The sequence below is a fragment of the Kineococcus sp. R86509 genome (assembly GCF_042466365.1).
In the GTDB taxonomy this organism is placed as follows: Bacteria; Actinomycetota; Actinomycetes; order Actinomycetales; family Kineococcaceae; genus Kineococcus.
The window spans coordinates 2,498,648-2,511,974 of record NZ_JAXHCE010000001.1; the positions used below are offsets into that span (position 1 = coordinate 2,498,648).

Sequence of the window (13,327 nt, forward strand, 5' to 3'; positions counted from 1 at the left end):
AACTGTGGTTCTGGCGTTGTCGTGGCTCGCGGCGGACGTGCTCTCATGGCCGCTGCCCCCTGAGAGGAAACCCGTGGATCCCGCCGTCTTCGCCGCCAGCTTCCTGCCGATCCTGCTGCTGGAGCTGCCCGACAAGACCTTCGTGGCGACCCTCGTGCTCGCCACCCGGTTCAAGCCGCTGACGGCCTGGATCGGGGTCGGCCTCGCCTTCGCCGTGCAGTGCCTCATCGCCGTCGTCGCCGGACGCCTGCTCGCCCAACTGCCCGAACGGCCGGTCGCGGCGGTGGCGGCGCTGCTGTTCGCCGTCGGCGCCTTCACCCTCTTCCGCGGTGCGGCGAAGGCGCAGCAGGCCGAGGCGGACGCGCTGCAGGAGTACGAGCAGAAGGTCACGGGCGGGAAGTCGGGGGTGCGCGCCGTCCTGGCCTGCTTCGGGGTCGTCTTCCTGGCCGAGTGGGGCGACCTGTCGCAGCTCTTCACCGCCGGCCTGGCCGCCCGCTACGACGACCCGGTCTCGGTGTTCCTCGGTTCCTGGGCCGCACTGCTCGTGGTGTCCGGGCTGGCCGCGGCGATCGGCGCGACGGTGGTGAAGCGGCTCAGCGTCGCCACCGTGAGCCGGATCGGCGGGGTCGTCTGCACCGTCCTGGCGGTCCTGACCCTCCTCGAGGTGGTGGGCGTCGACCTGCCGGTCTGAGCCCGTGGGGCCCCTGTGACGGCGCTGGGTCGAGACACGAGTTCCGCCTGCGTTCGGACAAGCGGCGACCCGAGTGATTGACTGTGTGTCACGCATCGATGACTCTGCTCACATGCGTGGGGCTGGAGCGCCGTGGAGGGACCTCGGCGGGGTGTCGTTCGGGGCTGGGGAGGTCGAGGACCGTTGTTTCGCGTGGTCCTCCCACCCAACCCCCGGTCGGTCGGCATCGCGAGGTGGCTCATCACGGAGTGGTGCGCGCCCTGGGTCGCGGCCGACGAGATCCAGGAGGACACCGTCGAAGCGGCGCTGCTGCTGGCCAGCGAGGTCGTGACCAACGCCGTCATCCACGGTGACGGCATGGTGCTGGTGGCCCTCGACCGCGTCAACGGCGCCTCGCTGCGCGTGGAGGTCTCCGACAACGGCGGCGGGATGCCGCTGATCGGCTCGCAGCGCGCCGACGCCGAGAGCGGACGCGGGATGGCCATGGTCGAGATGCTGTCCAGCCGCTGGGGGACCGACCTCGCCGTCGGCCCGCTCGGCAAGACCGTCTGGTTCGAGCTCTCCGGGTCCTAGCCGTCCGTCGGCGCTGCCCCTCGTGCGAGCACCCCGACCAGCTGTTCGGCGGCCGCTCGCGCGTCGGCCTGACGTCGTCCCAGCTCCGGGACGTCACTGAGGTAGCTGTTGCCGAGCGCGATGGTGAGCACCCCGTAGACGACGGGGACGACGGCGGCCTCCTCGACACCGGGCCGATCACGGACGATCGCCGCGCGGATCGACCCCTCGAGACCCTGGTAAGCCGCGGAGACGATGTCGTGGATGGCCGGGATGGTCCGACCGGCGTCGACGAAGGCGTTGACCGCGGCGTTCTCGACACCGGGCACCGCGAACTTTCCGAACAGGTAGTCGAAGGTGGCCGAGAGGTCCGAGCCCGTGGGCACCAGGGGCGCCACCGCGGCGAGCTCCGCCAGGTCGGTCAGGGCCAGGGCCGCCTCCCCGAAGTAGAAGTAGCGAGCGGCCTCGATGAGCAGGTCCTCCCGGTTGCCCGCGATGTAGCGGACGTGACCGCGGGCCAGCCCTGCCGTGTCCGCGATCACCTCGAGCGTGGCACCACGGAAGCCGTGGGAGGCCATGGCCTGCACGGCGGCCGCGAGGACCTGGCCCTTCCTCTCGTGAGCTCGCGCCTGTCGCGACCCCGCTGCATCTCGTGTGCCCACCACTCTCCCCGATCTCCCCGAACCCCTTGTAGAACTTCGTCACTTCTGACTAAATGCACGCAACCGCGAGCCGGGCGAGTGCCCCAGAGCCGACGAAGGACCACTGCCGTGAGCCTGATCCTCAGCAACGCGAACATCCACACCTCCGACCCCGAACGACCGCACGCGGACACCATCGTCATCGACGGCGAGCACATCGCCTTCGTCGGGGCGGCGGACTCGTGGGACGCACCCGAGGGTTCGGACACGGTGGACCTGGGCGGACGCACGATCGTCGCGGGATTCGTCGACGCGCACGCCCACCCGGCCATGATCACCCGCAGCGCCTGGCACACGACCCTGCCGTGGACGCACGACGCCGAGGAGCTCCTCGAGTTCGTACGACGCTACGCCGCCGAGCACCCCCGCGACGAGGCCCCCTACCTGTACTTCGAGTACTACCCCAGCACGTTGTTCCCGGCAGGTCAGCCCACGAAGGAGCTGCTGGACCGTGTGGTCGACGACCGTCCCGTCCTCTGCACCGACTTCAGCGATCACGAGCACTGGGTCAACAGCCGGATGCTGGAACTGATGGGGGTGACGGCCCGGACGCCCGATCCCATCCCCGGGCTGCAGGTGTTCGTCCGCGACGAGGACGGCGAACCCACCGGTCTGCTGCGCGAGTTCGCCCACCTCCCGTTCCTGGAGACCATGTACGACCGACTGGGCTGGAGGCCGCCGGAGCACATCACCCCCGAACTGCTCGCCCCCGTGCTGGACCAGCTGACGGCGAACGGCGTGACGGCCGTGTTCGAGGCCATCCTGGAGGACGACGAGGTCCTCGCGGCCGCGCAGGAACTGGACCGCCGGGGCGAGCTCGACCTCTACTACGAGGGTGCGGTGGTCTTCCGGGAACTGCGGGAACTCCCCACCGCCCTCGAGAAGGCGCACGAGTACCACGAACGGTACGGAGGTGCCCGCATCCGCGTCCGCACCCTCAAACTCATGCTGGACGGCACCAACGAGAGCGGCAACAGCGCCGTGCTCGAACCGCTGTGCCGAGCGGGGAACGGGCACGAGCTCGGCGAGATGGCGATGTCGACGGAGGAGCTGACGTCCTGCCTCCTGACCTGCAACGACGACGGGACGGACCTCCACGTCCACCTCGTCGGCGACCGCTCCTTCCGGTCAGCCTGCGACGCCGTCGCCGCCGCCCGGACGGCGTGTGCCGCGACCGGGACTCCCTGGCGCACGCAGGTGACGCTCGCCCACTGCGAACTGGTCGACCCCGCGGACATGCACCGGCCCGCGGAACTCGGGATCATCGTCAACTGGACGCCGCACTGGTCCGGAGGGTACTTCGGCGAGGAAGGACGCGCCCACCTCGGCGACGGACGCTGGAACCGCATGTACCGGTTCACCGAGTTCGTCGCCAGCGGCGCCACGCTGACCTTCGGCAGCGACACCGTGACGCAGTACGAGGCCCACCGGGGTTCCCCGCTCTTCGGGATGCAGGTCGCCGCCACGCGCGTCGACCCCGAGTTCCCGCTCGACGCCTCCCGGTACCCCCGCGGGGTACGGCCTCCGGAGGACGCAGGCCTCGGTCCCGACGTCCTGCTCAGGGGACACACGCTCGACGCCGCCCGGCAACTCCGCCTGGACGACCGGATGGGATCGCTGACCCCCGGGAAGCTGGCCAACCTCGTCGTGCTCGGGGAGGACCCGCTGACGGTCGACCCGAGCCGGCTGTCCGAGGTCACGGTCGACGCGGTGGTCTTCGAGGGGACCGTCGTCGCCGGCTCCCTCCCGTTCGGCACGGAATCGCCCGCACCGTCCCGCTCCGGCGCCACCCCAGTGTGAAGGAGACCCTCGTGACCGTCGAAACCCGAACTCCGGCACTGCGCCGCGTCCTCAACCTGCGCTACCTGGTCGTGTTCGGGCTGGCGTACCTCGCACCCACCGTGGTGTTCGACCAGTTCGGCATCACGAGCGACCTGACCGGGGGGATGCAGACCCTGGCCGTGCTCATCACCACCGTCGCGATGTCCTTCACCGCGTACAGCTACAGCCTCATGGTGCGTGCCCACCCGGTCGCGGGCTCGGCGTACACGTACGTGCAGAGGTCGGTGAACCCCTGGTTGGGGTTCTTCACCGGCTGGGTGATGCTGCTCGACTACCTGTTGCTCCCGATGATCTGCTACCTGCTCCTGGGCACCTACCTCAACGCCGTCGTGCCGGGGGTTCCCGTCGCGCTCTGGGTCGTCGCGGGTGCGGTCTTCGTCGCGGTGTTCAACGTCATCGGGGTGCGCGCCGCCGGTCGCATCAACATCGCCGTCGTCGTCGCGCAGGTCGTCTTCAGCGCGGTGTTCGCGATCGTGCTCGTCGTCGTCATCCTCCGGGCCCAGGGAACGACCGGACTGATCGACACCCACGCTCTCGTGAACCCCGACACCTTCGACACCGGAAACGTCCTGCGGGGAGCGTCCGTCCTCGCCGTGTCCTTCCTGGGTTTCGACGCGGTCTCCACCTTCGCGGAGGAAACGGTGGAACCCAGGAAGACGGTGCCGCGAGCGGTGATGATCGTGTGCGTCGGAGGCGGCGCCGGGTTCGCGGTCATGGCCTACCTCCTGCAGACGGCCTGGCCCACGTCCGTCAGCGACATGGTGGACCCGAACGTCGGCATCCTGGAACTGATCGCGCACACCGGGACGTCCTGGATCGAGGTCCCTTTCCTCGTCGTCGACAACGTGTCCACCATCGTCTGCGCGATGGCTGCGGTGGCGGCCGTCTCCCGGGTCCTGCTCGGGATGGGCCGGGACGACGTGCTGCCGCGTCGGTTCTTCGGGCGGGTCGACGCACGCTTCCAGACCCCGGTGCGCAACATCCTCGCCACGTCGGTCATCTCGTTGTCAGCCATCTTCTACGCGGACGACCTGCTGGGGGCGGCCTCGCTCGTGAGCTTCGGCGCCATCACCGGGTTCGTGCTGGTCAACTACGCCGCGATCAACCACTACTTCGTCAGGGGCGGACGCCGCCACGGTGCGGACGTCCTGAAGTTCCTGGTGCTCCCGGGTCTCGGCGTGCTGGTGACGGTCGTCCTGTGGGTGGGCATCGACGCGCACGCGAAGGAACTGGGACTCGTCTGGCTGGGACTGGGTCTCGTCTACATCGGGGTGAAGACCCGGGGGTTCCGCCGACCGCCCGCACCGCTGGCACTGCAGGACGCCGACTGAACCGCACGACGACCTGAACCGCACGACGACCGACCGCGACGAACCGACTGGACGTGCTGCTGTGAGTCTCGACCTTCGAACGCCCGCCCGACACCGCACCGTGTGGGAACGGTCCGCCCCGGACCCGGCGCTCGTCCACCGGGCCCTGGCCGGCACCGAACTCGCGGCGTACTGGCTCCAGGACGCCCCGGCGGGACCGACCCCGGAACAACTGACCAGCGCGACGACGGCCGACCTGGTCGTGGTCGGCGGTGGGTACCTGGGGTTGTGGACGGCGGTGCTGGCCAAGCGGCGCGACCCCGCGCGCAGCGTCGTCCTGCTGGAGTCCGAGACCGTGGGGTGGGCGGCTTCCGGCCGCAACGGGGGCTTCTGCGAGGCGAGCATCACCCACGGGGACGAGAACGGGCGCACCCGCTGGCCCCGCGACCAGGAGGTGCTGCGGCGTCTCGGGCGGCAGAACCTGGACGCGTTCGCGCGGGACGTCGACGAGCTGGAGGTGGACTGCCAGTTCGAGCGGACGGGCAGTCTGACCGTCGCCGTCGAACCGCACCAGGTTCCCTGGCTGGCCGACGGGTCCACCTCGCCGAGCGACCTCCTGGACGCGGCCGCGGTCCGCGCCGAGGTGGACTCCCCCGTCGTGCTCGGCGCACGGTGGGACCGCCACGACGTCGCGCTGCTGCACCCCGCACGGCTGGCCCGGGAGCTGGCCCGGGTGGCCCGGGACCTCGGGGTGGAGGTCTTCGAGCACTCCCCCGTCACCGAGGTCGTCGAGGACAAGAAACCCAGCGGTGGCCGCCTGACGGTCCGCACGGCCCGGGCCGGCATCAGCGCGGCCCACGTCGTGCTGGCCACCGGCGTCTTCCCCAGCCTGTTGCGGCGTGACCGTCTCCGGACGGTCCCCGTGTACGACTACGTGCTGATGACCGAACCGCTCACGAGCGCCCAGAAGGCGTCCGTGGGCTGGGCCCACCGCCAGGGGATCACCGATCTCGCCAACCAGTTCCACTACGTCCGGCTCTCGGCCGACGACCGCATCCTCTTCGGCGGCTACGACGCGGTCCACCACGCCGGGGGCGCGGTCCGCTCCCGCTACGAGGACAACCGCGCCTCCTACGAGCGGCTCGCGAGCCACTTCTTCACGATGTTCCCCCAGCTCGAGGACGTGCGCTTCAGCCACCGCTGGGGCGGAGCCATCGACACGTGCACGCGGTTCACGGCCTACTACGGGACGGCGAAGGCGGGTCGGCTGGCCTACGCCCGGGGTTTCACCGGCCTCGGTGTCGGGAGCACCCGCTTCGCCGCCGAGGTGCTGCTGGACCTCATCGCCGGCGCCCCGACGGAACGGACCGAGCTGGAGATGGTGCGACGCAAGCCGTTGCCGTTCCCCCCGGAACCGGTGGCCGCGCTGGGCGTGGCCATGACCCGCGCGGCCCTCGACCGTGCCGACCACCGGCAGGGGCACCGCGGTCTCTTCCTGCGGGGTCTCGACGCCGCCGGTCTCGGGTTCGACTCCTGACGCGACCCGGACCGGTCACGCCCGCACGAACGCGTCCTTCCCGGCCGCCCGCGCCGCCACCAGCTGCCCGGCCGCCACCAGCACGAGCACCACCAGCGGCACCGTCCACGAACCGCTCGCCACGTGCAGCGCCCCGATGAGCACCGGTCCGACCGCGGCCGCGAGGTAGCCGACGCCCTGCGCCATCCCGGACAACGCGACCGCCGTGGCCCCGTCCGCCGCCCGCGCCGAGACGCTCGCGAGCGCCAGCACGACGGCCCCACCCATCCCGAGCCCGGCGACGACGACGGCGACGACGGCCGCGTCGGGGACGAGCAGGAGGAGGAGCAGGCCGGTCATCGTGAACGTCGTGGCCCCCATCGCCGCGCGCCGGGTGCGCACGACGGTGCGACCCGCGACGACGGGGACGAGGAGGCTGCCGACCACTCCGGCGACCTGCATCACCGACAGCAGCACGCCGGCGGCGGCGCGGTCGGTCCCGGAGCGGTCGTGGACCATCGTCGCCAGCCACGCCAGCATCACGTAGAAGATCACCGACTGGGCGGCCATGAACGCGGTGACCGCCCAGGCCAGTCCCGAACCCCAGGGCGCGCGGGGTCGCGGTCCTCCGGTCGCCGGGCCGGAACCGCGGCGGACCAGGGGCAGCCACAGCACGACGCAGACGAGGGCGGGTGCGGCCCACACGACCAGCGCGCTGCGCCAGCCGCCGGCGAGGTGCTCCGACAGCGGCACGGCGACGCCGGAGGAGACGCTGGCGACGACCTGCATGAGGACGACGTAGGTGCTGGTGAGCAGGGGGATCCGGCCGGGGAACTCGGCGCGGATGAGCGCGGGCATGAGCACGTTGGCGACGCCGATGGCGACCCCGAGGACGGCCGTCCCGGCGAAGAGGGGCACGACGCCCGGGACCCAGCGCAGCAGGGACCCGGCGACCAGCAGGAACAGCGCGAGGACCAGGGTGAGCCGGGTCCCGAGGCGGGCGGCGACCCGCGGGACGACGAGCGAGCTCGCGGCGAAGGCCAGCAGCGGCAGCGACGTCAGCGCCCCGGCGAGCGTCGCGGACAGGGCGAGGTCGTCGGAGACGATCGGGAGCACGGACCCGACCCCGGTGATGGGGGCGCGCATGGCGCAGGCGACCAGCAGCAGCCCCACGAGGAGGACGACGGTGGTGCCACGGGTGGTCGGGGCGGTCGGGGCGGCGGCGGTCTCGGGTGTGCGCATGACCCTGGCATCGTCGCGCACGGGTGGTTCGGTCGGGACACCGGTCAGGAGCGGCGGGACTCCCGCCGCAGGTAGACCAGGCCCAGGACCGGCAGCACGAGCGGGACGAAGCCGTAGCCACGGCCGTAGCCGGACCAGACGGTGGAGTCGGGGAAGGCGGCCGCGTCGGCGAGGCTGAGGGTCCCCACGGTCAGGACGCCGAGCAGTTCGACGCTGCAGGCCACCCAGGCGGCGCGACGCCAGCCGTGGCCCGTGCGGCCCAGCCCGAGCGTCGCGACGACGTAGACGACCCCGGCGAAGGCGGACAGCACGTACGCGAGCGGGGCCTCGTGGAACTGCGTCGCGATCTGGACGCCGGCGCGGGAGACCGCGGCGATGGCGAAGACGCCGTAGAGGGCGACCAGGACGCGTCCCAGCCCCGTCGTCCGGCGGGGTTCGGGTCGCCCGCTCACCGGGTCACTGCTCACTGGGTCACTCCGAACAGCAGGTAGGCGCGGTAGGCGATGACGACGACGGCGAAGCAGGCGACGACGAGCACGAGCGTGCTGGGTCGTGACCGGTCCGCGAGCGCCCAGAACGTCCCCGCCGGCAGCACGAACGGCGACACGACGAGGTAGGCGATCGTGGTGGCGAGCTCGACGGGACGCGGTCCGGTGACGAGGTCGACGACCCCGTCGACCACGAGGGCGAGGACACCGAGCTCGAGAACCGCCAGCCCGACGAGCAGCGCGCGGCCGACCCGGCGGTCCCGGGCGACGACGACGACCGCCCAGGCACCCACGACGAGGGCGAGCAGGCAGACCACCGCGACGAGGATCCCGGACACGGGGGTGAACTCTACGGTCATCGGGAAGACGGACTCCGGTCCGGTTGTTGAGCCGGTACGTGGACCTCTTCTCCCCCGTCGCCCTGGGCGACCTCCAGCTGCCCAACCGCCTCGTCATGGCCCCGCTGACCCGGACCCGCTCCGGTGCCGAGGGTGTCCCCGGACCCCTCGTCGCCGAGCACTACGGCCAGCGCGCGAGCACCGGCCTCATCGTCACCGAAGGCACCTACCCCAGCCGCGAGTCGCGGTCCTACCCCGGCCAGCCCGGGATCGTCACCGACGAGCAGCAGGAAGGCTGGCGCGGTGTCGCCGAGGCGGTGCACGCCCGCGGCGGCCGTCTCGTGATGCAGGTCATGCACGGTGGCCGCGTCACGCACACCGACATCACCGGCACCGAGCGGATCGTCGGGCCGAGCGCCATCGCGATCCAGGGCGAGACCCACACCGCGACCGGCAAGGTCGCCTACCCGGTCCCGCACGAGCTGACGACGTCCGAGATCGCCGACGTCGTCGCCGACTTCGTCGCCGCGTCGCGTCGCGCCGTCGACGCCGGGCTGGACGGGGTCGAGATCCACTCCGCGAACGGCTACCTGCTGCACCAGTTCCTGGCGCCGGGGTCGAACCACCGCACCGACTCCTACGGCGGTTCCCCGGAGAACCGTGCGCGCCTCTCGATCGAGGTCGCGACGGCCGTGGCCGCCGAGATCGGCGCCGGCCGCGTGGGCATCCGCATCTCCCCCGCGCACAACATCCAGGACGCGCTCGAGACCGACCCCGCCGACGTCGAGGCCACCTACGCCGCGCTGGTCGAGGGCCTGGCTCCGCTGGGTCTGGCCTACCTGAGCGTCCTGCACGCCGACCCGACGGGCGACCTCGTCCAGGGCCTGCGCAAGCGCTTCGAGGGTCCGCTCATGCTGAACACCGGTTTCGCCGCCGTGACCACCCGCGAGGAGGCCACGGGCCTCGTCGCCGACGGTGTCGCGGACGTCGTCGCCGTGGGCCGCGCCGTGATGGCGAACCCGGACCTGCTGGCGCGCTGGCAGGGGGGTCACCCCGAGAACGAGCTCGACCCGACCACGAGCTACGGCTCGGGCGCCGAGGGCTACACGGACTACCCCTTCCTGGCCTGACCTCCCGACGTGGCGGCGAGTTCGGCGCAGGCGCGCAGGGAGTCCTTCTCCTGCAGCGCCTCGGCCGCCTCGTCGCCCGTCAGCGGGACGGGGACCCCGGAACGGATGGTGGCGGGCGTCCACGCCGCGGCGGAGACCCCGCCCGTTCCGGGCAGCGTCAGCTTCAGGACGCCGGAGTCGACCGTCCCGCGGCGCTCGGCGTAGAACACGAAGTTCCCGAGGCCGTAGTCGACGAAACCCGTCCGGTCCCCGGCGGTCAGGAAACCCTGCCCGAGCTGGATGTGCGCGTGCGATCCGACGACGGCGTCGGCGCCCGCGGCGACGAGTTCCCGGGCGATCCGGCGCTGGTCGTCGGTGGGGCACCCGGCGAGTTCCCTGCCGTAGTGCAGGACGACGACGATCGAGTCGCTGCGTCCGCGTTCGGCCTTCACCGCGGCGACGAGTCGCGCCCGCCCGGAGTCCGTCTGCACGGAGGCCAACCCGGGTTTCTCCGCGGTCGCGGTCCACGCCGTCGCGAGCGAGGTGTCGAGGACCTGGGTGGCGTCGAACACGGCGAGGCGGTTGTCGCGGACGGTCGTGCGGTACGGCGCGAACGCCGCGCCGACGTCCGTCCCCAGCCCGATGATCGGCAGTCCCTGCGCCTTCCCCGCGGCGAGGGTGTCCTGCAGACCGGTCCGGCCGTAGTCGAGGCTGTGGTTGTTGGCCATCGCCGCGACGTCGACCCCGACCGCCTTCAACGCGCCGAGCCCGGACGCCGGCGCCCGGAACGTGTACTTCTTGCCCGCGGGGTCCCCGCGGTCGGTGATCGCGGTCTCGACGTTGACCACCGTGACGTCGGCGTCGCCGAGCACCCCCGCGACCGCCTCCAGCCCGCCGGGTCCGAGGGCCGCGGCACTGGAGCCGGCGAAGTGGACGTCGCCGGCGACGTTCACGGTGATGGGTTGCGGCGCGGGTGCTTCGGGCTCCCCGGAGCACCCGGCGAGGAGCAGCAGGGCCACGACCGCGAGAACCCCTGAGCGCACCGGGCCACAGTAGGGGCGGAACCGGAGGTTAGGGTCACGACGTGCCGGAGCTGCCCGAGGTCGAGTCCGCCCGCAAGGTCATCGAGGAGAGCGGTCTGGACCGCCGGATCGCCGACGTCGACGACCGCGACACCTACGAGTGCCGCCCGCACGCACCGGGCGACCTGCGCAAGGCCCTGCTGGGCCGGACCCTGACCGCGGCCCACCGGCGCGGGAAGTCCATGTGGTGCGACTCCTCCGAGGACGGTCCGTCGCTCGGGATCCACCTGGGCATGAGCGGACGCATCTTCATCAGCCCGCCCGGCGGCGAGGGAGACCTGGCGGTCGGCGGTGACTACGCCGGGCCGCGGCCGCAGTCGACCGCGGTCAAGGACGAGTGGTACCGCTTCACCCTCGACTTCGAGGACGGCGGGCAGTTGCGGCTCTTCGACAAGCGCCGGCTGGGCCGGGTCCGGCTCGATCCCGACCTGGACGCGCTGGGCCCGGACGCCGAGGAGATCGGGCGCGAGGAGTTCCGCGAACGCGTCGGCCGCGGAACCGCTCCGTTGAAGGCGCGGTTGCTGGACCAGTCGGTGCTGGCGGGGATCGGGAACCTGCTGGCCGACGAGGTGCTGTGGCGCAGCCGGATGTCCCCGCGCAGGCCGGCCGGGGAACTGCGCACCGAGGAGCTCGACGAACTCCGCCGGGAACTGCGCGCCGGGATCCGGCACGCCGTCAAGCACGGCGGCGTCCACACCGGCGAGGTGATCCCGCACCGCACGAACGGAGGGCACTGCCCCCGCTGCGGCGCCGAGATGGTGCGCGCGACGATCGGGGGACGCACGACGTGGTGGTGCTCGGCGGAACAGGCCTGACCCCGCTCCCGACCGCCGATCGCGTCGGAGCGCCACCGCGGGGTCAGCCCTGCCGCGCCTTCCAGCGCGGGTTCCTCTTGTTGATGACGTAGGTCTTCCCGTGACGACGCACGACGATGGATCCCTCCTTCTGCTTCAGGCTCTTCAACGATGCGCGTACCTTCACGACGTCGCTCCCCTCACCAGCTGGACTTCGTGACGCCGGGTAGCTCCCCGGCGTGGGCCATGTCGCGGAACGTGATGCGCGACAACCCGAACGTGCGCAGGACGCCACGGGGGCGCCCGTCGGTGACGTCGCGGTTGCGGACCCGGGTGGGGCTGGCGTCGCGCGGGAGCTTCTGCAGGGCCAGCTGGGCCGCGGCCCGTTCCCGGCTGGTCGAGTGCGGGTCGACGGCGGCCTGCTTGAGTTCGGCCCGGCGCGCGGCGTACCGGGCGACGACGTCCTTGCGCTGCTCGTTCTTGGCGATCTTGCTCTTCTTGGCCATGGTTCAGCGCTCCTCGCGGAAGTCGACGTGTCGGCGCAGGACGGGGTCGTACTTGCGGACGACCATGCGGTCGGGGTCGTTCCGGCGGTTCTTGCGCGTGACGTAGGTGTAGCCCGTCCCGCCCGTGGAGCGGAGTTTGATGACGGGACGCACGTCCTGGGACCTGGCCATCAGAACTTCTCCCCCCGGGCTCGCAGTTGCGCGACGACGGACTCGATGCCGCGCTTGTCGACGGTCTTGATGCCGCGCGCGGAAACGGTCAGCGTCACGGTGCGCCCCAGGGAGGGGACGAACCACTTCTTGCGCTGGACGTTCGGGTCGAACCGGCGATTGGTGCGCCGGTGCGAGTGCGAGACGGACTTGCCGAACCCCGGAACGGCTCCGGTGACCTGGCAGTGAGCGGACACGTGGGCTCCCTGGTCGTGGTGAACGGGTTTGGGTCCTACTGTTGAGAACGTATCTCATCTACAGGAGGAACTGTGAAACCACACCTGCATCCCGTCTACGGCCCGGTCGTCTTCCGCGACAAGGCCGCGGGCACGGCGTTCCTGTCGAACTCCACCCTCGCCGCGCGCCGAGACCTGCCGACCGCGGAGTGGGAGGACGGACGCACCTACCCCGTGTTCGACGTCGACGTGTCGGCGGCGAGCCACCCGTTCTGGACCGGGAGCGCCCGCGTGCTGGACACCGAGGGTCGGGTGGAGAAGTTCCGCCGCCGCTACGCGCGCGACTGACCCTCCCCCCGCGGCCGGGCACCCGCCGGCTGCACCGCGGCGATGCGGCGGTGCAGCGCGGCGGGGACCGCGGTCAGTTCCGCCACGGGACCCGCGATCCAGTCCAGGGCCGCGGCGGTCTCGTGGGCGGTGAGGTCGCGGAACCACGTCAGGCACCCCGGGCGCGGTGCGGTCCAGGCGAACTCCACCCCGACGGCCAGGCAGGCACGGGCCGGGGTCGCCACCCCCGGGTCCAGGGCGACCAGGACGAGGTTCCGTGAGTTGCGGACGACGGCGCGCGCCCGGTGCAGCAGGCCGGGTTCCCCGGCGGGGACGAGCACCCAACCCCGGGGCGCGGGGACGGGCGGCGGGGTCGTCGGCGTGGTGAACGGTTCAGCGGGCGTGCGGGCTGCGGGACGGGGCACGTCTCCTCCAGGGTTCGG

The 13,327-nt window shown here is 71.9% G+C and carries 18 protein-coding genes; 8 read left to right on the forward strand and 10 right to left on the reverse strand.

The window, feature by feature from the left end:
* Nucleotides 1–73: 73 nt before the first annotated feature.
* Nucleotides 74–691, forward strand: a complete 618-nt coding sequence (locus tag SJY07_RS12140; protein WP_380159379.1) for a TMEM165/GDT1 family protein — start codon at nt 74–76, stop codon at nt 689–691.
* Between the two features lie 192 nt (nt 692–883).
* Entirely contained in the window at nt 884–1,264 is a 381-nt protein-coding gene (locus tag SJY07_RS12145; RefSeq protein WP_328293995.1) for an ATP-binding protein, read from the forward strand.
* Here the strand turns inward: SJY07_RS12145 and SJY07_RS12150 are convergent.
* A complete protein-coding gene (locus tag SJY07_RS12150) occupies nt 1,261–1,908 on the reverse strand; it encodes a TetR family transcriptional regulator (protein ID WP_380159381.1) in 648 nt (215 codons plus the stop codon). The two genes, SJY07_RS12145 and SJY07_RS12150, sit on opposite strands and share 4 nt — an antisense overlap.
* A 105-nt stretch (nt 1,909–2,013) precedes the next feature.
* Here SJY07_RS12150 and SJY07_RS12155 point away from each other — a divergent pair, with 105 nt between their 5' ends.
* The 3 genes from SJY07_RS12155 (at nt 2,014) to SJY07_RS12165 (ending at nt 6,633) form a co-directional block, all read left to right on the forward strand.
* Nucleotides 2,014–3,744, forward strand: a complete 1,731-nt coding sequence (locus tag SJY07_RS12155) for an amidohydrolase (RefSeq protein ID WP_380159383.1) — start codon at nt 2,014–2,016, stop codon at nt 3,742–3,744.
* An 11-nt stretch (nt 3,745–3,755) separates the two neighbouring features.
* A complete protein-coding gene (locus SJY07_RS12160) occupies nt 3,756–5,117 on the forward strand; it encodes an APC family permease (protein ID WP_380159385.1) in 1,362 nt (453 codons plus the stop codon).
* Nucleotides 5,118–5,178: 61 nt separating this feature from the next.
* Nucleotides 5,179–6,633 (forward strand): FAD-dependent oxidoreductase, encoded by a 1,455-nt coding sequence (locus SJY07_RS12165; protein WP_328293992.1) that lies wholly within the window; start codon nt 5,179–5,181, stop codon nt 6,631–6,633.
* A gap of 15 nt (nt 6,634–6,648) precedes the next feature.
* On the opposite strand, the gene SJY07_RS12170 is transcribed toward SJY07_RS12165, so the two are convergent.
* The 3 genes from SJY07_RS12170 to SJY07_RS12180 are packed head-to-tail and all read right to left on the reverse strand — an operon-like array spanning nt 6,649 to nt 8,701.
* Nucleotides 6,649–7,854, reverse strand: a complete 1,206-nt coding sequence (locus SJY07_RS12170; protein ID WP_380159387.1) for an MFS transporter — start codon at nt 7,852–7,854, stop codon at nt 6,649–6,651.
* Between the two features lie 44 nt (nt 7,855–7,898).
* Nucleotides 7,899–8,306: a hypothetical protein gene (locus SJY07_RS12175; protein ID WP_328293990.1), complete on the reverse strand. Its 408-nt coding sequence runs from the start codon at nt 8,304–8,306 to the stop codon at nt 7,899–7,901.
* A gap of 11 nt (nt 8,307–8,317) precedes the next feature.
* Complete coding sequence (locus tag SJY07_RS12180) at nt 8,318–8,701, reverse strand: hypothetical protein (protein ID WP_328293989.1); 384 nt, start codon at nt 8,699–8,701, stop codon at nt 8,318–8,320.
* A gap of 38 nt (nt 8,702–8,739) precedes the next feature.
* Here SJY07_RS12180 and SJY07_RS12185 point away from each other — a divergent pair, with 38 nt between their 5' ends.
* Nucleotides 8,740–9,810 carry an alkene reductase gene (locus SJY07_RS12185; protein ID WP_380162292.1) on the forward strand — a complete coding sequence of 357 codons (1,071 nt, stop codon included), beginning with the start codon at nt 8,740–8,742 and terminating at the stop codon, nt 9,808–9,810.
* On the opposite strand, the gene SJY07_RS12190 is transcribed toward SJY07_RS12185, so the two are convergent.
* On the reverse strand, nt 9,792–10,832 hold the full coding sequence (locus tag SJY07_RS12190) for a CapA family protein (RefSeq protein ID WP_380159390.1): 1,041 nt from the start codon (nt 10,830–10,832) through the stop codon (nt 9,792–9,794). The two genes, SJY07_RS12185 and SJY07_RS12190, sit on opposite strands and share 19 nt — an antisense overlap.
* A gap of 41 nt (nt 10,833–10,873) precedes the next feature.
* Between SJY07_RS12190 and SJY07_RS12195 the strand changes: the two genes are divergently transcribed.
* Nucleotides 10,874–11,686 carry an Fpg/Nei family DNA glycosylase gene (locus SJY07_RS12195; RefSeq protein WP_380159392.1) on the forward strand — a complete coding sequence of 271 codons (813 nt, stop codon included), beginning with the start codon at nt 10,874–10,876 and terminating at the stop codon, nt 11,684–11,686.
* A gap of 43 nt (nt 11,687–11,729) precedes the next feature.
* Here SJY07_RS12195 and ykgO read toward each other — a convergent pair whose 3' ends face one another.
* From ykgO to rpmB, 4 genes are read right to left on the reverse strand one after another with little or no spacing between them, the layout of a single operon-like run.
* Nucleotides 11,730–11,852, reverse strand: a complete 123-nt coding sequence (gene ykgO / locus SJY07_RS12200; RefSeq protein ID WP_328293985.1) for a type B 50S ribosomal protein L36 — start codon at nt 11,850–11,852, stop codon at nt 11,730–11,732.
* 13 nt (nt 11,853–11,865) lie between these two features.
* Complete coding sequence (rpsN, locus tag SJY07_RS12205) at nt 11,866–12,171, reverse strand: 30S ribosomal protein S14 (protein WP_380159394.1); 306 nt, start codon at nt 12,169–12,171, stop codon at nt 11,866–11,868.
* A gap of 3 nt (nt 12,172–12,174) precedes the next feature.
* Nucleotides 12,175–12,342, reverse strand: a complete 168-nt coding sequence (rpmG, locus tag SJY07_RS12210) for a 50S ribosomal protein L33 (protein ID WP_380159396.1) — start codon at nt 12,340–12,342, stop codon at nt 12,175–12,177.
* Nucleotides 12,342–12,578: a 50S ribosomal protein L28 gene (rpmB, locus tag SJY07_RS12215; protein ID WP_380159398.1), complete on the reverse strand. Its 237-nt coding sequence runs from the start codon at nt 12,576–12,578 to the stop codon at nt 12,342–12,344. The genes rpmG and rpmB overlap by 1 nt, the downstream gene beginning before the upstream one ends.
* 72 nt (nt 12,579–12,650) lie before the next feature.
* Between rpmB and SJY07_RS12220 the strand changes: the two genes are divergently transcribed.
* Entirely contained in the window at nt 12,651–12,905 is a 255-nt protein-coding gene (locus SJY07_RS12220; protein ID WP_328293981.1) for a type B 50S ribosomal protein L31, read from the forward strand.
* Here the strand turns inward: SJY07_RS12220 and SJY07_RS12225 are convergent.
* Nucleotides 12,890–13,309: a hypothetical protein gene (locus tag SJY07_RS12225; RefSeq protein ID WP_380159401.1), complete on the reverse strand. Its 420-nt coding sequence runs from the start codon at nt 13,307–13,309 to the stop codon at nt 12,890–12,892. The two genes, SJY07_RS12220 and SJY07_RS12225, sit on opposite strands and share 16 nt — an antisense overlap.
* Between the last annotated feature and the right edge of the window lie 18 nt (nt 13,310–13,327).